General features: G+C 44.1%; 23 protein-coding genes, 1 tRNA gene and 1 pseudogene. 1 reads left to right on the top strand and 24 read right to left on the bottom strand.

Features of this window, described 5'->3' with window-relative positions; all coding sequences use genetic code 11:
- Positions 1-334: 334 nt before the first annotated feature.
- The 24 genes and pseudogenes from BUB86_RS14055 to BUB86_RS18325 all read right to left on the bottom strand — a co-directional run bounded on the left by BUB86_RS14055 (position 335) and on the right by BUB86_RS18325 (position 18,912).
- Entirely contained in the window at positions 335-1,630 is a 1,296-nt protein-coding gene (locus tag BUB86_RS14055; protein WP_139261640.1) for a hypothetical protein, read from the bottom strand.
- A 193-nt stretch (positions 1,631-1,823) separates the two neighbouring features.
- A complete protein-coding gene (locus tag BUB86_RS14050; protein ID WP_073210622.1) occupies positions 1,824-2,303 on the bottom strand; it encodes an STM3941 family protein in 480 nt (159 codons plus the stop codon).
- Between the two features lie 26 nt (positions 2,304-2,329).
- Positions 2,330-2,539: a helix-turn-helix domain-containing protein gene (locus BUB86_RS14045; protein WP_073210620.1), complete on the bottom strand. Its 210-nt coding sequence runs from the start codon at positions 2,537-2,539 to the stop codon at positions 2,330-2,332.
- A 6-nt stretch (positions 2,540-2,545) separates the two neighbouring features.
- Positions 2,546-3,010, bottom strand: a complete 465-nt coding sequence (locus BUB86_RS14040) for a DUF2975 domain-containing protein (protein ID WP_081373268.1) — start codon at positions 3,008-3,010, stop codon at positions 2,546-2,548.
- Positions 3,011-3,035: 25 nt separating this feature from the next.
- A complete protein-coding gene (locus BUB86_RS14035; RefSeq protein WP_139261636.1) occupies positions 3,036-3,521 on the bottom strand; it encodes a hypothetical protein in 486 nt (161 codons plus the stop codon).
- A 144-nt stretch (positions 3,522-3,665) separates the two neighbouring features.
- Positions 3,666-4,541, bottom strand: coding sequence for a DMT family transporter (locus BUB86_RS14030; RefSeq protein WP_073210614.1), 876 nt, complete (start codon positions 4,539-4,541; stop codon positions 3,666-3,668).
- A gap of 3 nt (positions 4,542-4,544) precedes the next feature.
- The gene (locus tag BUB86_RS14025) at positions 4,545-5,300 is read right to left on the bottom strand and encodes a peptidylprolyl isomerase (RefSeq protein ID WP_073210612.1); all 756 of its coding nucleotides are present in this window, start codon (positions 5,298-5,300) and stop codon (positions 4,545-4,547) included.
- 15 nt (positions 5,301-5,315) lie between these two features.
- The gene (locus tag BUB86_RS14020; protein WP_073210605.1) at positions 5,316-5,822 is read right to left on the bottom strand and encodes a DUF3237 domain-containing protein; all 507 of its coding nucleotides are present in this window, start codon (positions 5,820-5,822) and stop codon (positions 5,316-5,318) included.
- Between the two features lie 27 nt (positions 5,823-5,849).
- Complete coding sequence (locus BUB86_RS14015; RefSeq protein ID WP_073210603.1) at positions 5,850-6,248, bottom strand: acyl-CoA thioesterase; 399 nt, start codon at positions 6,246-6,248, stop codon at positions 5,850-5,852.
- A complete protein-coding gene (locus BUB86_RS14010) occupies positions 6,245-6,934 on the bottom strand; it encodes an HAD family hydrolase (RefSeq protein ID WP_073210601.1) in 690 nt (229 codons plus the stop codon). The genes BUB86_RS14015 and BUB86_RS14010 overlap by 4 nt, the downstream gene beginning before the upstream one ends.
- Positions 6,931-7,347, bottom strand: a complete 417-nt coding sequence (locus BUB86_RS14005; protein WP_073210599.1) for a Fur family transcriptional regulator — start codon at positions 7,345-7,347, stop codon at positions 6,931-6,933. The genes BUB86_RS14010 and BUB86_RS14005 overlap by 4 nt, the downstream gene beginning before the upstream one ends.
- A 21-nt stretch (positions 7,348-7,368) precedes the next feature.
- The gene (locus BUB86_RS14000) at positions 7,369-8,910 is read right to left on the bottom strand and encodes a YifB family Mg chelatase-like AAA ATPase (RefSeq protein WP_073210598.1); all 1,542 of its coding nucleotides are present in this window, start codon (positions 8,908-8,910) and stop codon (positions 7,369-7,371) included.
- 4 nt (positions 8,911-8,914) lie between these two features.
- Positions 8,915-9,916 (bottom strand): DUF4369 domain-containing protein, encoded by a 1,002-nt coding sequence (locus BUB86_RS13995; RefSeq protein WP_073210596.1) that lies wholly within the window; start codon positions 9,914-9,916, stop codon positions 8,915-8,917.
- A 1-nt stretch (position 9,917) separates the two neighbouring features.
- Positions 9,918-11,579, bottom strand: a complete 1,662-nt coding sequence (locus BUB86_RS13990; protein ID WP_073210594.1) for a hypothetical protein — start codon at positions 11,577-11,579, stop codon at positions 9,918-9,920.
- Between the two features lie 21 nt (positions 11,580-11,600).
- Positions 11,601-11,687: transfer RNA gene (locus BUB86_RS13985), tRNA-Leu, on the bottom strand.
- 60 nt (positions 11,688-11,747) lie between these two features.
- Entirely contained in the window at positions 11,748-12,296 is a 549-nt protein-coding gene (locus BUB86_RS13980; RefSeq protein ID WP_073210592.1) for a hypothetical protein, read from the bottom strand.
- Positions 12,293-13,624: an argininosuccinate lyase gene (argH, locus tag BUB86_RS13975; RefSeq protein ID WP_073210590.1), complete on the bottom strand. Its 1,332-nt coding sequence runs from the start codon at positions 13,622-13,624 to the stop codon at positions 12,293-12,295. Before argH ends, BUB86_RS13980 begins: the two co-directional genes overlap by 4 nt.
- A gap of 27 nt (positions 13,625-13,651) precedes the next feature.
- The gene (locus tag BUB86_RS13970) at positions 13,652-14,083 is read right to left on the bottom strand and encodes a polyketide cyclase (protein WP_073210588.1); all 432 of its coding nucleotides are present in this window, start codon (positions 14,081-14,083) and stop codon (positions 13,652-13,654) included.
- 22 nt (positions 14,084-14,105) lie between these two features.
- On the bottom strand, positions 14,106-14,735 hold the full coding sequence (gene pyrE / locus BUB86_RS13965; protein ID WP_073210586.1) for an orotate phosphoribosyltransferase: 630 nt from the start codon (positions 14,733-14,735) through the stop codon (positions 14,106-14,108).
- 100 nt (positions 14,736-14,835) lie between these two features.
- The gene (locus BUB86_RS13960) at positions 14,836-15,327 is read right to left on the bottom strand and encodes a 3'-5' exonuclease (protein ID WP_073210583.1); all 492 of its coding nucleotides are present in this window, start codon (positions 15,325-15,327) and stop codon (positions 14,836-14,838) included.
- Positions 15,328-16,024: 697 nt separating this feature from the next.
- A complete protein-coding gene (locus BUB86_RS18050; protein WP_254795178.1) occupies positions 16,025-17,290 on the bottom strand; it encodes a caspase domain-containing protein in 1,266 nt (421 codons plus the stop codon).
- A gap of 102 nt (positions 17,291-17,392) precedes the next feature.
- Positions 17,393-18,133, bottom strand: a pseudogene (locus BUB86_RS18330) (leucine-rich repeat domain-containing protein); the annotation flags it as partial.
- 295 nt (positions 18,134-18,428) lie between these two features.
- The gene (locus BUB86_RS13945; RefSeq protein ID WP_073210577.1) at positions 18,429-18,785 is read right to left on the bottom strand and encodes an AbiH family protein; all 357 of its coding nucleotides are present in this window, start codon (positions 18,783-18,785) and stop codon (positions 18,429-18,431) included.
- Complete coding sequence (locus BUB86_RS18325) at positions 18,745-18,912, bottom strand: AbiH family protein (RefSeq protein ID WP_081373266.1); 168 nt, start codon at positions 18,910-18,912, stop codon at positions 18,745-18,747. The genes BUB86_RS13945 and BUB86_RS18325 overlap by 41 nt, the downstream gene beginning before the upstream one ends.
- Positions 18,913-19,517: 605 nt before the next feature.
- Here BUB86_RS18325 and BUB86_RS13935 point away from each other — a divergent pair.
- Positions 19,518-19,961, top strand: a complete 444-nt coding sequence (locus BUB86_RS13935) for a DUF6078 family protein (protein WP_073210575.1) — start codon at positions 19,518-19,520, stop codon at positions 19,959-19,961.
- The last annotated feature ends 154 nt before the right edge of the window (positions 19,962-20,115 follow it).

Raw genomic sequence — 20,115 nt, 5'->3', positions numbered from 1 at the left:
ATGTGATAAGCATCCTGACAGCAAAATGATAGGTGTTACGGCTATTATGCGTAAGATGCTGCTACTTATATACTCACTTTGGAAAAGCGGGGAGGAATACGATGAGACAAGGGATTTCTAACAAAAGTGGCTGAGCCTCGAGACACAGCCACACGAGATAGTACAAAACTGGTGGATAGCACCAAAGACTTCCCTTAATGGCTGCAAAGATACAACAAAATCAGTAGAACTGCAAAGGAAAAAGACAAAAACAAACTATATTGATATAATATAGAGTCTTGGCCACGGCCAAGAAGTATCCCTGTTGTCTCAAGGTAATTACGAAACCATATTGTTAAAAGGTCCTATTTTTCCTATTCAATATTTGGAAGTTTGCGCAGAATCTTGTAAGTTTGCCTTCCCAAGTGCCAATGATGTCAGCGCTGTAGTCCTCGGTGACTTTCTCGAATTTGGCGAATAGAACAGGATTAAGACCAGTGCTTGCTGGATCCTCCGGATGAACAATGACACCTTCAAATTCATTAGCGGTGATAGAACTCAAGATGATATTGTCTGTTATTGTCGTTTCATCTTTCTCACCAGTTAGCATGATGGAATTCTCGGCGATAGATACGTCAAACTCAGTCTTAGCACTCCATATGGACATATCTTCTGGATTACCCGAATTGTAAGAAGCCCTCAGATAGGCCTTAGTGAGCGATGTAAATTCGTAAACAAACTTCTGGTCTGTTGGCACAGTCTGACCATTAAGTTCAGTATTCATCCAAAGGCCTATAATATTCTGTTCTACCTCTGCCTGGGTAGGTACAGGCACTTTCTTCATCTCGAAGGTGGCGGTATAGGTGCTGCCGTCTTCCCTCTGGCGCAAGCCCGTCCACTTCATCACATCATTCTCGATGGTGATTTCCCACCACTCGCGGTTTTCTTTCTGTCCTTCGCCAGCGTTCTTCCAGCGGGTGCAGAGCAGATTGCCGGCTACGAAATAATCGTTAAGAACATCGTTGCTCAGCTGCCACTGATCGTTCACCTTATGGTAGTAACGGTAAGTGCCATCGGCCAGATATTCCCAGCGGTGGTTCTCACCGTCGTCGAACTCAGAACCTTCTTCGCCAGTGCTGCGCCCCTCCCACATACCAAGGATGGCCTCGGTGTAATCGGCATTAATCTTGGTGAAGCGGACGATTGAGCCTTCTACAGAATTAAGGATTTGTCCGTCGACAGTTACAGTAGCCTTGAGATTAGCAGTAAGCTCTTTGTCGTTGATGGCAGTAATGTTATATTCTTCTACCACAGTGGCGTGCTCATCGGGGTTACCACTGATGGTTACTTTATTGCCGCTGATGGCAACATCATATTCTACTTTATCAACCCATACATCGCCAACTTCTTCGTCGTTGTTGATTGATGCACTCACATAGACCTTAGTGGCTGAGACAAAATCGAGCGCAATCTTCTCGTTAGTAAACACGGCTTTGCCATCTGTTTCGGCTATTATCCACTTGCCGATAATGTTCTCAGCCACATTAAGATCAGGCAGAACAGGATTGTCGTCGTTGTCAGAACACGATGTAAATACGCCTGCGCTACAAATGATGATAGCGACCTGCATTAGGTAAAAATACTTTTTCATAATAGATATTGTTAATAGATTGATAGTTATTGATGTATATAAAAGCGTGTTATCTCTCGATACACGCCGTAAATATACGTTATTTTTGTGAATTATAACGTAATAATCAATAAAAATTATCCCTATTTGCCTATTAAAATAATAAAAACAAAAGGACAATCTGTTTTTTGGGCAGGTTGTCCTTTTGTTATAATTAGGAACGAATACGTTGGTTAAGCAGGTCGCAGATTTCTTGCGGTGTTTTAGAAAGCAAACTTACATAGATTTCGTAAGGATATCCCTGCATGGCGGCCTTTGAACGCCTTTTGCGATCATCTAACATATTCTCCTTACCAGCCTCCCACGTATCTTCCTTATAGCGTATGCCAATAAATGTACGACCGTTGAATTTGTCGACATAGAAAGATTCAACACCTGAGAGCCTGACTACCCATTCCTCCTTCGTCTTTACGATCAGAGAGGTATCGGTAATTATCAATCGAGTCCTTTTTGATATAAATTGGGGGATGAAACTGACAATCATCATCATGCTGAAAAAGGAAAGCATTTCTATGATGTTCTTCGTCCCTCTGGCGTTGTAGTTTATACCTATCAGAATTACTAACATTACGATATAGCCCCCAAACCACAAAAGCCATGCCTTATACGAAACATTGATTTTAATTTCTTCCATACTATTTATTTGTTTATGTTTGATTTTTATTCGTCTCTGTATTCAAGTATATCGCCGGGCTGGCAACCTAGTTCGCGACAGATGGCCTCGAGGGTTGTGAAGCGCACTGCCTTGGCCTTGCCCGTCTTCAAAATGGAGAGATTTGCTAATGTCAAGCCGACTTTTTCGGCCAACTCGCTGAGCGACATTTTGCGCTTGGCAAGTTCAACATCTAAGTTTACTATTATCTGTCCCATAGGCTATTAGATGGTTAAATCCTGTTCTTGCTGCAACTTCAGTCCGATAGCAAATACCTCAGCCACAATCAAGCTGAATATCCCAAATAGTAGGGTGTCAAAGTAATCATCGTAAAGTTCAATATCGTCTCCACCAGAACAGAGTTCGTTACCAGTTACTATTGTTGCAATAAATATTAAACCGTAAGCAGATAGACGTAGTAGCTTAACATTCTCCCAGACGAACACCTTGTTGTGGTTAACGTTGAGGATAAATCGGATGAAGCTAACAAATGAAACAATACATCCAACTATTGCAAACATTCCAACGAAAAACCAAAGAAGATTCACCCATGTAGCTTCGGATTCTGCCTTGCCACCCTTTTCCCAGCCTTCCTGAAATGCGTCGGCACCAACTACAAATAGCATTACTGCCTGTGATGCCATCAGCAGCAACATCAACACGCAGAAAAAATTCAGTCTCTTTTTCATAATTCTATCGTTTGTTTTTTTATGTTTATACAGTTAGTTCTTGCTCTTCCTGTAACTTCTGGGCATCCTTTAGGATTCTTGGAGTAAAGAAGTAACCGATTATTATCCAATGGAGAGGTCCGGTATATAGGCAATGAACTAATCTCTGATAATTATTTATGTACTCTGGTTCAAGGTGTTTAAACACATAATCTATATATGCTCCTGCAAACGCATAATATGCCAAGACTGATAATCCGACAAAATAAAACAACCTTACGCTCCACTTGGAGTACTGCTTATTAATATAAACAAGGTATACCATCAGCAAGAAACAGCTGAAGAAGTATGTCCTCGCTATGTTATCAATCAGATAGATTGCGTTTAGGTAATAGCCGTAGTTAGTGGTGGCCTCTTGCATTCTGTTTACATCGCCAACCATTAAATAGATAACAATAACTGCCAGAATTAGCAGAAAGATTAATGTGGCCACATTGCCCACCAATAATCGGGAAAGATTTGTTGATTTCATACTTTTTTTATCGTTTTAATTTGATTATTTATCGTTTGTCGATATGCAAAAGTATCTATTACTCTTGAATCTACCAAATAAAAACAATAAAACTTTATCGAAAAACGATAAATTTAACTTTCTGTAACGAATATCATGAGTTTATTATCCCTTGCGGAGGGCTTTTAGGGATTGCAGCAGGACGCTCAACAGGATAAGGGTGATGCCGAGGTAGAAGGAGAAGTTAATCTCGCGGCCCTCGCCAAAGATGAGGAAGGCAAGGATGATGGTGTAGCAGGGCTCGAGGTTGTAAGTAAGGTTGACGGTGAAGGCCGACAAACGTTTCAGGGCCTGGATCTGTAGCAGATACATGCCAACGGTACAGAACAACGCGTGGCAGAGCATGAACCACAGATTAGTACCACTAGGGATGACCACCACTGGCTGCTGGCTGGGGAAGAACCAAAGATAAACAGGGATGATGGCCGAGACAATGACCAGTCCGCCCGACATCTGATACATCAACACCGTGCGGCTGCGAACGCCCACGCTGGCTTTCTTGTTGCAGATGGCATAGATGGCGCAAACGGCCGACGACAGCACACCTATCATAATACCATAACGATAGCGCGCATCGAGTGAGAAGATGCACAGCACGCCAGCAACGGTTATCAGCGAGAAGAGAAACTCTAAGCCCGAAAATCGCTTCTTGAAGATGATAGGTTCGAACAGAGCGGTAAAGAAACCTATCAGCGAGAAGCAGATAACGCCTATCGACACATTTGAGGCCTTGATACTGCCATAGAACAGCATCCAATGCAGGCCCAGCAATGCGCCACAACCGCACAACTGCAGAAACTTGCGCCACCCTACGCGGGGCAAGCCTGTAAACACCAGCAGGATGCAGCTGGTAAAGAGCATGCGATACCAAACAATATCTACCTCGTTCAGTGTAATCAATCGACCGAACAAGCCTGTAAAGCCTGCTAACAGCACACTGAGGTGCAACTGAATAAATCCTTGTTTGGTATCGTTATTCATATTTTATTTCGTCTTTTTCTTCACTACGCGACGTTGGGGCTTAACAACCTTCTTTGCGGGAGCTGGTTTGGGTGCGTAAGGATCGCTGATGATTCTGACCTTCAGAATGCGGACATCGTTCAGTGGGCGATCGTTCTTATCGGTCTCAACCTTCATGATGCGCTCTACGATGTCGAGGCCTTGTGTAACCTCACCAAACACGGTGTATTGACCGTCGAGATGGGGCGTGCCACCTACAGTCTTGTAAGTATCCATCATCTCTTGTGTTAGCTTGACCTGGCCATTGGTGGCCGAATCGAGTCGCTCTTGTACCTTGGCCAATCGCTTGTCATCGTAGATCTTACCCCACACAATGTAGAACTGGGCTGCACCTGATCGGCGCTCGGGGTTAACCCTGTCTGACTCGCGTGCTGAGGCTATCACACCGCGACGATGATATATCTGAGGCAAACGGAACTCGGGCTCTATGGTATAATCCAACTCGCCTTCGCCAAGCAGTTTGCCTGGCTCGGCGTGTTTGCTATGCAAGTCGCCGCCCTGGATCATAAAGTCCTTGATAACCCGATGAAACAGCAGCGAGTCGTAGAACTCCATACGGACCAGCTTCATAAAGTTGTCGCGATGCTGCGGCGTCTCATTGAACAAGGCGATACGGATGTTTCCCTCGGTGGTTTGCAACTCTACCTCAGCTCTGTCCTGTGCCATCATATTGGTACAGAACAGTAGCATCAGTCCGATGAAAGCGTTTTTGATGTTCATATCTAATAGGATTAATTACTTGACGCGCCAAACATTGAGCACAATGCCTTTGAAATCGGATGAGAACGTTGGTGCACACAGAAACAGCGAGTTGTTAAGCCACCCATACTTGCTATCGGCAGGCGCCTCGAACTGTGGGGCTGCGCGGAAGTAGAAACTGGGTTTCCCATCAGCATCCTTTCCGTTGGCGATGATACCACGATTACGCACATGGATGTAGATGCCATCGTCGGTCTTGATGCAGTAGATAGCTTCAAGCTCTGTGCGACCTTCAGCATTGAGCTGATAGTCGGCACCACCATTTACGATGGTTCCCTTGATGCCTGGGCCTTCGAAGGTTCCGCCAGTGATGGGGATAACGGTGCGGCGACCATGCTGGGTGTTGTCGATACCAAATGCCTCGCCAAGAGTAACCTTGAGCTGCAGGGCAAACTCTAACTGTGGAGCCTCGGGCTCCTTAACCTGTGCGCTGATATTGAGCGATGCGACCATCAGCAGAGCCACAAACAATAGTTTCTTCATATATAGTTGATAATTAGGTTTGTTAGCTTAGATAAAGTCTTTGAAAGCCTCGTCGTATTCGGGACTTGGAGCCAGACGGCCATTAACGATGCACACCAGCTCAATGTCGCCCTTAAAGCACAGCTTTTCATCGCTGGCACGGAAGATAGCCTGATGGAATACATACTTGATGCCCTCCTTGGTGAGTGCAAGGCGCGAGATAAACTCATCGTCGCAACGCAATGGGGTTTTAAACTGTAGGTTCATACGGGCCACAACGGCATCGATGCCCTGCTCGTGCAGCTTAGCAAAGCTTACACCAAGGCTGCGTAAAAACAAGTGGCGGGTGTGTTCGGCATAGTGCAGATAGTTGGCATTGTTTACGATGCCCTCGATGTCGCACTCATAGTCGCGCACTTCCATTCGGGTTTCAAAAATATAGTTCATAGGTGCTTTAATATTTCGTTGAAATGGGTAATTTTTATCAGTCGCTCGTGCTCGATATCGTCAAAATGCTCGAGCTGCCAAGTAACGTGGAAGGGGATATGTATGGCCCACGCGCCGATGTTGAGTGCTGGGGCTATATCGCTCTTCAGCGAGTTGCCAACCATCAGCAACTGATGGGGTAGGATATCAAGATGTTCACAGAGGTTCTGGAACTCAGTCTCGGTTTTATCCGAGGTAATCTCTACATGTGAGAAATACTTGCCAAGACGGCTGCGATGAAGTTTGTTTTCCTGGTCCTGTAGCTCGCCCTTGGTAAACACTACCAAACGATAAGGATAAGCCTGCAGGCGTTGCAGGGTATGTTCAACCTCGGGTAGGGGGGTAGCAGGCAGATGGAGCAGCGATTTGCTATGTGCCAGCAACTCCGACAATTCTACATCGCTGATATGACTGCCACCAACACGTAGGGCTGTCTCTATGACGGATATGGTGAAAGCCTTACAACCATAACCCAAATCGGCCATGTTGCCCGATTCGGTATTGAAGAGTTCGCGGGCAGGATCGTCGCAATAGGGCTCAATCAGGCGGTAGAGATGTTTCTCTACAGTATCGAAATGCGACTGGCAATCCCAAAGCGTGTCGTCGGCATCGAAGGCTATCACTCGAAGATTCTGTAGGTCTATCATTTTTTGCAGTGTGGACAAGTTCCTTTAATCATGAAATTAGACGAATGCTGCTTGAATCCAGCAGGCAGCTGCACCTGGGGCATCTCGACGCCATCCAGACAGTACGTCTGCTGGCACTCTTCGCAATAGAAGTGGGGATGGAGGTCGTCGTCGTGGTCATCGTGATGGCTATGGCACAGCTCGTAGCGGGTGCCGTCACCAGTTCCCTCGATGGCGTGAACCAAGTGATGCTCGCGGAAAAGAGTCAGGGCACGGAATACGTTCGACTTGTCGATAGTTTCAATCCTGCTCTCCAGCTCGGCCAATGATTGCGGCTGGATTGATGAGGCTAAAGCCTTAACCACCACAATACGGTTAGCGGTAGGCTTAATGTCGTGCTCTTCGAGCAACTGTATGCATTTGGCTTCGTCCATAATAATGATGTATTTAGATGATTATCTGTCAGCCCAATCGCCTCGGTCCAGATTACGGTATCCGATGGCTTCGGCTATGTGGTGCGAAAGCACACGTTCTGTTCCCTCCAAGTCGGCAATAGTACGGGCCACCTTGAGAATACGGCTGTAGGCACGGGCACTAAGATGCAACTTCTCCATAGCCATGCGGAGCATGCTCAGGCTTTGTTCGTCGGGTTCGGCAAACTGATGAATCATACGCTCGGTCATCTGTGCGTTGCTATAGATGCCCTTAAAGTTCTTGAAGCGTTCTTCCTGACGCTTACGGGCGGCAATCACACGTTCGCGGATAGCTGCGCTCGATTCGCCTGGCTGCATCTGCGATAGCTGGTTGAACGGTACTACAGGAACTTCGATATGCAGGTCCATACGATCGAGTAGGGGACCCGAAATGCGGTTCATATATCTTTGTATCTGTCCGGGTGTACACACACAATGGTGCGTAGGATCGCCAAAATAGCCACAAGGGCAAGGATTCATCGAGGCCACAAACATAAACGAACAGGGATACTCGATGGTGTATTTGGCTCGACTGATGGTGATCTTGCGGTCTTCTAGCGGTTGGCGTAGTACTTCGAGCGTGGTACGGCTGAATTCAGGTAGTTCATCGCAGAAGAGTACGCCATTATGTGCCAATGATACCTCGCCAGGCTGAGCCTTCTGTGTTCCTCCAGTCATAGCCACTTGCGAAATGGTATGATGGGGACTGCGGAATGGGCGTTGTGATATAAGAGAGGTGCCGCTAGGCAGAATGCCTGCCACAGAGTGAATCTGTGTGGTTTCGAGACTCTCGGCCAATGAAAGCGGTGGCAAAATGCTGGGTAAGCGTTTAGCCATCATAGACTTACCGCTGCCCGGAGGACCAATGAGAATTACATTATGTGATCCTGCTGCTGCTACTTCCAGAGCACGCTTCACACTTTCCTGACCTCGTACATCTGCAAAGTCGAGATCGAATGCATATTGGTGTTCGTAGAATTCTTTTCGTGTATCAACGATGGTTGGTTGGTATTCTGTAGAACCATTCAGGAAGCTGATAACATCGGCCAGATTGTCCATACCAAATACTTCGAGCTGGTTAACTACAGCCGCCTCGCGCACATTCTCCTTTGGTACAATCAAACCCTTGAACTTCTCCTTGCGGGCTCGAATGGCTACCGATAGTGCACCGCTAACGGGTTTCAGCTTTCCGTCGAGACCAAGCTCGCCAATCATCATATAGCTTGAGAGCAGATCTTCGCTTATCTTTCCATAAGCGGCGAGTATGCCTATAGCTAATGGAAGATCGTAGCCACAGCCTTCCTTGCGGATGTCGGCTGGACTAAGGTTTATTGTAAGATCGGCGGTGGGTGACTTGAAGCCTATATTCTCAATAGCTGCCCTTATGCGATCGTAACTCTCCTTAACGGCAGTATCAGCAAGTCCTGACAAGTGGAACATAGTGCCACGGGCCAGATTTACTTCGATGGTTATGGTCGTTGCCTCGAGTGCTGTAACGGCTGCACAATAGGTCTTTACAAGCATCGTGTTATTTGATTAATTCTTCGATTTTCTTGTTTAAATCCTGATAGTTCAGTGTGCGGGCCAGTATCTTTCCCTGTCCATCAACAACTATGTTATCAGGCAGATATGACAGTCCGATTTTCTGTAGAACAGGCGTGTCCCACATCTTACCGTCGCATACATTACTCCATTTAATGGAATCTCTCTCAACAATCTTACGGCAATCTTTAACACTGCCATCTATGCTAATGCTGAGAACCTTGAGGTCGCCCTCGTGCTGTCTCTTGAGTCGAGCAAGCAGATTTTGGATGTTGATGCTTTCGTAGTTCCACGAAGCCCAGAGGGTAATAACATTTACCTTGGCATTAAGATCGGAAGATGAAATACCTTCGCCATTCAGGCCGGTAGCAAAGAATGATGGAAGTTTGTTGCCCACTTTTAAAGCTTTAAGGGCATCTAACTGCTTGCTGATTTTGGCTATCTTCTGGTTATCGGGCGAAGCTTTAAGAATGGTGTTTGCCAGATTCTGAGCCTTAGCATAGTCGGGGTCGGGAGTCTGGATAAAGTACTTGTTGAGTAGGTAGATACTAATAGGTGATGCTGGCTGCTCGTTGATGAACTGAGTGGCTTCTTTAATTACATCGGGAGGCACCATGTTGCTGGTCTTCAAGCGGAATTCTGTCATCGCCTTGTTGGTATCTGTACCCTTTATCTCGGTCTCTTTAAGATGCGATGCGTCGCCTTTTACCTTAATGGTTACACCTGGTTCGGCAAAAACAGGTAGCTCAGAGTAGTTCGGGAATACAACAACAAGTGTGGTTGGCTCGGTAATCGAGGCCTGATATACGAACTCCCCTCGGCTCACACCTATGGTGTCGAGCTTTCGGGGAGTATCTATGCTGTAGACGTAGAGTTCTCCTTGTTTAAAACCCTTGAAGCTGCCTTCGATCTTGAAGTTCTTCTGGCTATCGCCACAAGATAGCAGTAAGAGCGATAATAAACATAGAAAGAGACTCGCCTTCTTCATCTTATTTATTGATATTCTTCAATTCAATATCGTTGGCAGCATACTTAGCAAACGCAGGATTTTTCTTGATTGCCTCGCGCAGAGCCTCTGCTGCATCGTCGTTGTTACCCATGCGGGCGCTCATCAGAGCACGCAGATACTCAGTAGTAGCGTCTGGGTTCTGGATATACTTCAGTGTAACAGCGGCTGATACGTAGTCGTGGTTCAGGATCTGAGCCAGAGCGGCACTGTTAGAGTAAACCTCGGCAAAGTTCTCCTCGGCCTGAGCGTAGTTGCCTTTTGCCAGGTTCAGGTTACCCATAATCTCAGCAAGACCGTTAGCGTCTGTAGCACCAGCGATGTAGTTCTCAGCAGTAGCGATGTCGCCATCCTTCAGTGCAATCAGACCTAAGTTAGCCTTAGCCTCTGGCAGGTTCTTGATCTTCTCCAGATATCCTTTAGCAGCGGCGTAGTTACCATTTGCATACTCGAGTGCTGCAATGTTGTTGTAAGCGCGGTAGTCGTTAGGATAAACCTTGGTTGCAGTAAGATATACCTCTTTTTTCTCCTCGGGGGTAGACTTGAGTGTAGCGCTATACAGAATCTCCTCAATGCTCAGCTTAGCAGGATCGGCCTGGAGCTGCTCCAGAATCTGATCGTCGCTGCGACCGATTGTCTCGTAGTTGATAGTCAGACGAGCACGACGCAACTCTGGCAGAACACCATCGGCCAACTCGCGGAAAGCAGAAGAAATGTTCTTGATCTGCTGCTCGCGCTCCTGAGGATCCTTATACATAGAGAGAACGCGAAGGATAACCTCCTTGTCCTGGATGTTGCTAGCCTTTACCAACTCCTGGAATCCCTCCCAGTCCTGAGCGGTGTAGTTGGCATCAACAGGTGCGTCGAACTTAATCTTCTTAAGCTCCTGCTTTACATACTTCTCAGATACCTTCTGACGATCGCCGGCCAGCTTGTCGTTAATGGCGAAACCACCATCGGGCGAAGCGTATGCAGAAACCTCGATGTTCTCAAGATTCAGCTTCTCGCGGTCATTATTAATCTGCTTGAGCATCTTAACAAACTCCTGAACAGAGTTGTTCTTCAACTCGCTCTTACGCAGTGTAGCCTGCTGGATGAGGAACTTGATGTTGGCATCAAGCTTCTTCTTGGTGATGCGCTGATATGCATCGGTTGCCACAGCAGCCTGAGTAGAAACGAGTGTTTGCTGATAAAGCTCAGATGTAGCAATGATACCGTCGGCAACCTTAATGGCGGGAACCTCCATCTTCTTGTTACCAATGCGAGCATCGAAGGTTAGGAACATCTCTGCCTTGTTATCGCCAGCATAAGCAAAGCTGGTCTTCATGGTGTAGTTACCACCCATGCGGTAGTTAATAGTCTGATCGTTACCACGAACGCTTTCGCCCTGGAAAGTAGCTGTGGTACCCTTCTCAACAACACCATTTGAATAACGAAGCTCAGGAATAACTGTTACCACAGCCTTCTTCTTCATGTACTTCTCGGGGAAGTGACCATTGATAGTAGCTGGTACAACGCCCTGCTGAGTCTCAAGCGGATTTGGATTTACTGTGAAATTATCTGCTGATAATTCTCCTAGTTTAGAACACGATGTAAAAGTCATCAGCGTAGCTGCTGATACAATTAAAATTGTTTTTGTCTTCATAAATAAAATAAAATTGATTAGTGCCGCGAGCGGGACTCGAACCCGCACGACCGTTTAGATGGTCAAGGGATTTTAAGTCCCTCGTGTCTACCATTTCACCATCGCGGCTCCATTTTGCGGTGCAAAGGTAATTTTATTTATTGGAATAGCCAAACTTTTTATCTTTTTTTAATTCCAAACTCTCAGAATACCGCCATCCAGGGCTGCTTTATACCTGTAGAGCTCGATTCCTGGGGTTCCGTTTGCTACTACTCCGTTGTTTACATCGTATGTCCGTTTGCATTTGTCGCAATGCAATTGGGTACCGTTATTCTGCCAAGTCATAGGATAGCGGCGGCCTCCTAACTCCTTCAGGCAGTTGGAACATTGTCCCTCGTAGGCTACCAGCACGTTGTCATAACTGCTGATGCCGACAATGATGCAGTTGTTAGCACCCAGTGCATAGTTAAGTTTTGATTCGCGTTCTGTTGTCAGGCGTATATCCTCGGTGGTATCGTCGTAGTTACGGATGGTCTTTAAATGTCGCACACCTTGCTCCATACGGGTCTCTATCTTCATAAACGTCCCGTTTGAACTCATCGCAGCCGTGAGTTGACATGGTAGAGGATGCAGAAATGTATCGAATACAAAATAACATTCATATTCGCGATAGATATTCTCCTCGCCAACACAAGCCGTAAGCAGCGTGCAGAGTAAAAGTGTCAGCAGCCGTTTCATGCCAGCAGTTTCTTTTCTGCTTCAGTCATACGCTCAAAGTGGAAGCCATCCAGTGTCTGCTGCATCAGGGCCTCAATCTTATCATTGCAAAGATTGCCTATGCTGCCCTCATGGGTGTGGTGGATGTCGTGACTGGCTTTAAAGGTGCCTGCTTCGATGTCGAGACCAACCTTTTTGTAGGCATCGCGGAAAGGCATGCCGTTGGCTGCCAAACGATTCACCTCCTCGACCGAGAACATTGGATCGTACATCGGATTGTCGAGGATATGTTCGTTTACCTCTATTTTATTAATAATGTAGGCAGCCATCTGCAGGCAGTCCTTAAGATCGTCGAAGGCTGGCAGGAAAACTTCCTTGATAATCTGCAAATCGCGGAAGTAACCTACGGGCAGATTGTTCATAATCAGCATAACCTGCTGAGGCAGAGACTGCAGCTTGTTACTCTTGGCGCGAATCAACTCGAATACGTCGGGATTCTTCTTGTGAGGCATAATGCTTGAACCCGTAGTACACTCCTTGGGGAGCTTTACGAACGAGAAGTTCTGGGAGTTGAACATACAGGCATCGAAGGCCATCTTGGCGATGGTTCCTGCTATGGTAGCGATGGCAAAGCCTACGTTGCGCTCCATCTTGCCGCGTCCCATTTGGGCATAAACCACGTTATAGTCCATCGAATCGAAACCAAGCAATTCTGTTGTCATGGTGCGGTTCAATGGGAATGAGCTACCATATCCAGCAGCGCTTCCCAATGGGTTGCGGTTGGTCATCTTGTAGGCAGCCTGCAGGAACAGCATATCATCGGTCAGACTCTCGGCATAAGCACCGAACCACAAGCCAAAGCTTGATGGCATTGCTATCTGCAAGTGGGTGTATCCGGGCATCAGCACATCCTTGTACTGATTGCTCTTTTGTATCAACTCATCGAAAAGAATTTTTACTTCACCCGCTATCTCCATCAGTTCGTGACGGGTAAAGAGCTTAAGGTCAACCAGCACCTGGTCGTTGCGTGAACGGCCTGAGTGTATCTTCTTGCCCATATCGCCCAGCTTGCGGGTGAGCAGCATCTCTACCTGTGAGTGTACATCCTCAACATCTTCTTCGATAACGAATTCGCCACGCTCGCAGAGCTGATAGATATTCTTCAGCTCAGCCAGAAGCTGTGTAAGCTCGTTCTTCTCCAGCAGTCCGATGCTTTCGAGCATAGTGATGTGGGCCATAGAACCCAACACATCATACTTAGCCAGATAGAGGTCCATCTCGCGGTCACGGCCTACGGTGAAACGCTCAATCTCCTTGTTGATTTCAAAATTCTTTTCCCAGAGTTTCATCTCTCACTATTCACTTTTCACTATTCACTAAACGTAGTGCACCATAGCTAGGGCATCGGCTATTTTCTCAACGCCCTCCTGCAATGGTTTTTCTACCATACTCTTAATAAACGGATTAAGCTCGGCCTTAACCGTTACCTTCATCTTCGATGAATTCTCGTCTACAGGCAGCACCTGAACCCATACATTGAAGGGCACTGGGCTCTGTACAGTCTCGAACTTAACGCACTTTGGCTCTTCGCGATCGCAGATACGAAGTTTAAGTTCGCCAACTGGAGCTACATTAAGACTTACGGTATCCTGATCGAAGCTAAAGTCCTGAACTTTATCCTCGGGAACACGATCACGAACCTTTTCCAGATTACGCAGATCACTGATATTGTTATAAACTGCCTGCTGAGAATAAGGTATCTGCTTTACGCTACTCTCAAACTTACTTTCTCCTCCAAATAATCCCATAACTACAATTGATAAGTGAGAATTACTGTTTCCAGGTAGATGGACTCTTGCGCCACTCAGCGAGCACGGCCTTATCCTCTTCCTTAATATATCCAGTCTTGGCTGCCTCTTCAATCACAGCCTCATAGTTACTCAGAGTAATCAGCTTTACACCTGCCTCACGGAATGCCTCCTCAGCAACTGGGAAACCATAAGTAAACGAAGCTACCATACCGATAACCTCTACACCATAATCGCGAAGTGCCTGAACAGCCTTCAAACTGCTACCACCGGTGGATATCAAGTCTTCAACCACAATCACCTTAGCTCCCTTTTTGATCTCGCCTTCTACCTGATTACCCATACCATGATCTTTTGGCTTTGGACGAACATAGCTGTAAGGCAAACCAAGCTCCTCGGCTACCAATGCGCCCTGAGCGATAGCACCAGTAGCAACACCAGCCACAGCCTCAGCCTCAGGGAAGTTCTCCTGAATAGCGTGACAGAGCTCCAGCTTTACAAATGAGCGCAGACGTGGGAACGAAAGCGTCTTACGGTTGTCAGTATAAATAGGTGATTTCCAACCCGAAGCCCATGTAAACGGGTCATTTGGCTGCAACTTGATGGCCTCAATCTCCATCAGTTTCTGGGCAAATTGATTCTTGATATCCATAACGTTATTACAATTTTGGGTGCAAAGATAGTCATTCTCGCCCAAAATCCCAAATTTTTCTTAGTTTTTCTATTTGTTCTGGTGCATTTGTAATGCACAACTATAGTATCTCCCTTGCAATCCAAGCGCAAGCCTCAGCATCAGCTAAAGCATGATGGTGGTTCTCTAAGTGATAACCACAATATTCCGATACCGTATGCAACTGATGATTAGGCAATTGCGGAAATGCCCTTCGCGATGCCACACAAGTGCAATAAAACTTATAATCCGGATAATCCATCTGGTAGCAGCGGAACACAGCCTTCAGACAACTCTCATCAAACGATTTGTTGTGCGCCACAAGTGGCAATCCATCAATCAGAGGCTCAATCTGTTTCCATACATCAGGAAACACAGGCGCCTCCTCAGTATCCTGCCTCGTCAACCCATGCACTTGCGTATTCCAATAATTATAGTAGTTAGGCTCTGGCTGAATGAGCGAATAGAAACTATCCACTATCTCCCCATCGCGCACAATCACCACACCCACAGAGCAAACACTCGTCCGCTCATTATTTGCCGCCTCAAAATCTATCGCCGCAAAATCTCGCATTTATCATCCTTATATTTATCCCACATTAGTCCTACCTTATACCTCATTTCATAACGGAGCCAATCAAGAGCCAAGCTCAACATCGGGTCTCATAGAGAACAACTCCTATTGGAAATCCACAGTTGGCGTAGTTTCACTTCAAAAATACGATATTCATCATTTCTCTCTATTTCACGTTGAGTTTGGTGGAGCGTTAAGTCTCTAAGAAAGTATGCTTGACCTGCAGATACTTTTATTCTAACCTTTTCCACCTTATAATTATTATCTACAATTATGCCAAAACTATCATTAAACCTGAGTTCGGGATAAGTTTCTGTTTTGGACTATGTGGAAGCAAAGTCTGATTGTAAGTATTTTTGACTATTCGCTCTTATTATAATTGTCGAAATATTAGTGAAATAGGATTATTTTTTAAAACGTTGTAGTCGCTAAACATTACAAATTAATAAAGAATAATCCTATGCTAAGTGTCGACAAAGTTAGTGAAATTTACTGTATTGCAGACGATTATTGCCAAGAATTTGATCGTGAGATTGAAAATTTGTCTCTTCCCTTGGATGGATAGAAGTATCGCAGACGCAAGGGGCAGATGATGAGCGATAGCGAGATAATGACCATCCTCATCTGCTTCCATTTCAACATCTGTCTATATATAGTTTTTTTCGTTACACGTTTTTATTTATCAACAAAATCTTCATTATCTCAGTTTCTTATTCTTCCAACTGTCGGCAATACCTTGTGAAGTCAGCACCACAGGTGTTTGTTCCTTTCCATTGGTAACTATTGCCTGCTTGGTCACCTCGTCGCTGATATAGGTGCCAAGTTCACCAAGGGTACAGTCACCTTTGGTCTCACGCAGTTTTTTCAAGAGATAGTAGGTGAACATGCCATGACCTTTCTCCTCGTATGGATAGGCGGTCTGCTTGTCAGTAGCAGCAGTGAAGACCACCGTGTTACCCATCGGATTGTCAGCTTTTACCTTGATTGCTACGCCACGGGCTGTAACTATCATACCATTGCCTCGCTGGGCACCACTGAAGCAAGCATCGATGAAACAAGTCACACTTTTCACTTGCATATCTCCGAATTTCTTGTATAGCAGACTCAGCGGATAACACACCTGTATGTTCGACCCGTCAGCATCAATAGGTAGCAGGTAACCATCTCCTGTGGCTTCATCAGGGATACCATGACCTGCATAATAGAAAATGACGTTGATGTTACCCTTAAATGCTTTGGCTATCTTCTGAATATCACTCACGGCCCCAATCATTATGCCATAACTTGCGTTCTCGTACACTTTCACATTCTTCTCAGGTAAACCCAACGTTTTCTTGCAGTACTCTGCGAACACCTTCGCGTCGTTGTTAGCAAATGGTACATGTGCTACTTGCGTATATCGCTCGTTGCCAATAATCACGGCAAAAGTCGTGACGTTACTGTTGGGGGCAACAACAGGTACATTGAGGTCAAGGGAGTTGTCAAGGACTAATTTGGCACTTTCTCCTTGACTGCCATATTTATTGAACTTCACTTCAAGGTCTGGCAAAATTGCCAGTTCAGAATGACTACTTTCCACTACACTCTTCTCTGCTATGTATTGCTGATCGTCAAAACAAATCGTCAAATTCAATATCTGTGGATAGTTGTCTCCCATGACATAGCTGACATCAAACACTGCATTACTGAAAATTTGTTTGAATGTTGGAGCCTGCGAATGGGGTATCTTTACATATTTCTTACCATAATTCGTGTTCAAGACATACATTTCTGTATCAGCATCATACGAGCCAAGGGTTACCTGAATTGGGTTCTTGTCTGTATATTCCTTAATAGCTTCCGATAAAAAGTCTTGTACTTTTCGCTGTTGACTGTCCAGATTCACTCTTCCTTGCCATTCAGTAGTTGTTTCATAGTCACGCTTAGCTCTCCATGCTTTCAACTTAGGAATGATATTTGCCATTGAAAAGGCGAACGTATTTTTGTAGGCATTGTAATCAAATGAAGACCCTTCAAAAGCAATATTTACTCCAGAAATGCCGCTATGCAATCCTTTAATGGTCGAAAGATTGGGACAACCATAAAAAGTTTTTTCTCCTAAAGACTCGATGCTATAAGGCAGTTCAACTACTTTCAAATTGGAACAACCATAGAAAACACCTATTTCACTTGAAAGATTCTTCAACTTCAAATAAGGCAATGCCTTAACACCTTCAGGAATCTTTATCTCCTCTATTTTTTCACAACCAACAAAACATGCACCTCCTATTGTATCTAATCTTTCAGGTAGCTGAATAGATTTCAAACTGCTGCAATCGTAAAAGCAGCAATTACCTAAAGCTTTAACCGTATTGGGTACAGTGACTTGTTTGAGGCTATAACAATAAGAAAACATATTGTCTGGAAAAGCTTCCAAAGGAGAGGATATTTCAACCTTCATTAATTTGTCGCACCCATGAAATATACCATCAATATCATCACTTGTTTTTTCGACCTTGGTAATAGTTTTTGGCAAAGTTATCTCCAACAACTCACCTTTTTGATTTCTTAAAGGTCCATAAAAGGCCCAATTACTGATAGATGTCACTTCATATAGTTTATTTTTATATTTTATAGTTTCAGGAACAACTACTATACCGTTTTTCAGTTTTAAGTCTCTTCCTTCCAGCCTAACTGAATTGTCAGATGTTATAGAATACCAAAGGACATTTCCATTAACGTCAGTAGTTTTGAATCTATGTCCTATCTGCGCCCTGCAACCGCAAGCCACTATGCATAACACAGTAAATAGTAATAACCTCTTCATGTGTAACCTCATTTTTATTTAGTTAGTTTATAAATTACCTTTCAATGATTAAGGAAATTGTATATCTTACTAGCAGAATCTAGAAAGTTTAAAACTCCTTTCTTAATAATACGAAAATTATCAGATGAAAGAGTTTCTTCCTTCCCACAATCTGTAAATATTACTTTATTATATTCTTTAAGTAAATTAATTCTATACTCGGTCAAATCATCTAAACGTTTAATTATTGACCCGTAATCGGGTTTATAATAGTAAAATCGGATGGATTTTCGTTTACATCCTTTTTGTACTTGATTCATAAAGAAAGGACGTAATACTGCTTCATCGGTTTTTCCAAGTGAATGTCCAAAAACAACAAGTACATCACAATCTGTAATATATTTTTTTTACAATCCTTATATTCGCTATCATAAGACATCTTTAAAAATGAATAATCCTTTGGGATAATAGCATTGTCTTCCACTCCAAGGACAATGTTTCCTTTATCAGCTTTACCATGAACATGGTATAAACGTAAAGAATTACTACCCATATTGATTATAAAATTACCAAATTGCCCAACAAGAGAATGTGAAGATTCGTAAAGCAAATACTCAACAGAATTAGTATAATTAAAGATAAGGATCGTTACATTTTCTTGACTGGGAGGCAAAATTACATAGTTTATTGTATCGTTGCCTTTCCGTGAACACAGAACTTTTTATGAAATCGCTATACTTTGTCTTTAGTTCTAAACTTAAATCAAACCCGTTTCCGATGATAATTGTTATTCTTTTCATAATATCATTTACTGTTTTTGTAATCAGGGGGCTGTGAACAATTTTAGGGAGACTAGAATCTAAGAGCAGATTTTCATCCTATATTTTGATGCTATGCATCGAAATTGCTTTCGCTAAACAGACTCCAAACAAGTTTGGTATGTATTCGCTTTATCGCAATTTTAGTTATGTTTATCTTAGCCCATAGGCAATCTATTTTATAAGGTTCAACATCTAATCATTTGTTTTGCAAATATATGTATTATTTTTGAAACTTCCAAATATTTTGGAAAAAACTTCAACTAACAAGACTATAAAGGCATAATAGGTGTGTCGCGCTTGGACGCACCTTATGATATACACATCATTATTATGTTTTTCTTTTATCTTTATTCTTTATGAGTATGATAATGTAACGTGGATAAGTTGAAAGATAAACCTCCCAACCTCCCGTTTTGGGCTGAAAGCCGCATAAACACAGGGGCTGCGGGACGGGAGGTTTGTTTGCTAAACCTCCCGTATAACCTCCCGTCCATCATCCCGTTTTTGGTAATTTGTTGGCGGATAATTTTTATGTTTCAACGATAATTTGTACCTTTGCACCTCGATAAACATTAAAATCAAATATGCAAGAAAAAGAATTATTAGAAAAGGATATTCCATGGGGATATTCGTTATGCTTTAACGACGATTGTGCTAAAAAAGATAGGTGTATGCACTATCTGTCCAGATTGCTAATGTCGAAGGATCGTTATTCTGGTAACGCAATCTATCCTACAGCTTGGCAGGATGGAGAATGCAAGTGCTTTAGCGAGAAGAAACTAGTCCAGAAGGCTTGGGGTTTCAAGGGACTATATAAAAACGTTCCAAGATATCTTGTGGCTGAGGCAAGAAGAAGAGTTCGCACTTATTTTGGTAGCGGAATGAGTGTTTACTATCGAGTGAATAATGGCGAAAACATGCTTTGGCCAAAACAGCAAGAGGACATTATGAAGATAATTGCTGAGTTTGGAAGTACCGAAGGTGTCAAATTCGACCATTATGTAACGGATTGGAACTTTGAGTATTAAAATTATTCCCATACTGGGAATGAAATGTTCCCTTACTGGGAATAAAACATTCCCACACTGGGAATATTTTTTATCCCCTTAAGGGGATAACTTTAAGCCATAAAATTGTAAAAAACTAATTGTTAAAACTGAGAAATAATTCAAGAAAAGTTCC

The organism is Xylanibacter ruminicola (assembly GCF_900142525.1).
Lineage (GTDB): Bacteria > Bacteroidota > Bacteroidia > Bacteroidales > Bacteroidaceae > Prevotella > Prevotella ruminicola_A.
Note: the sequence above shows the minus strand (reverse complement) of the source record. Positions and strands in the feature narration are given on the sequence as shown.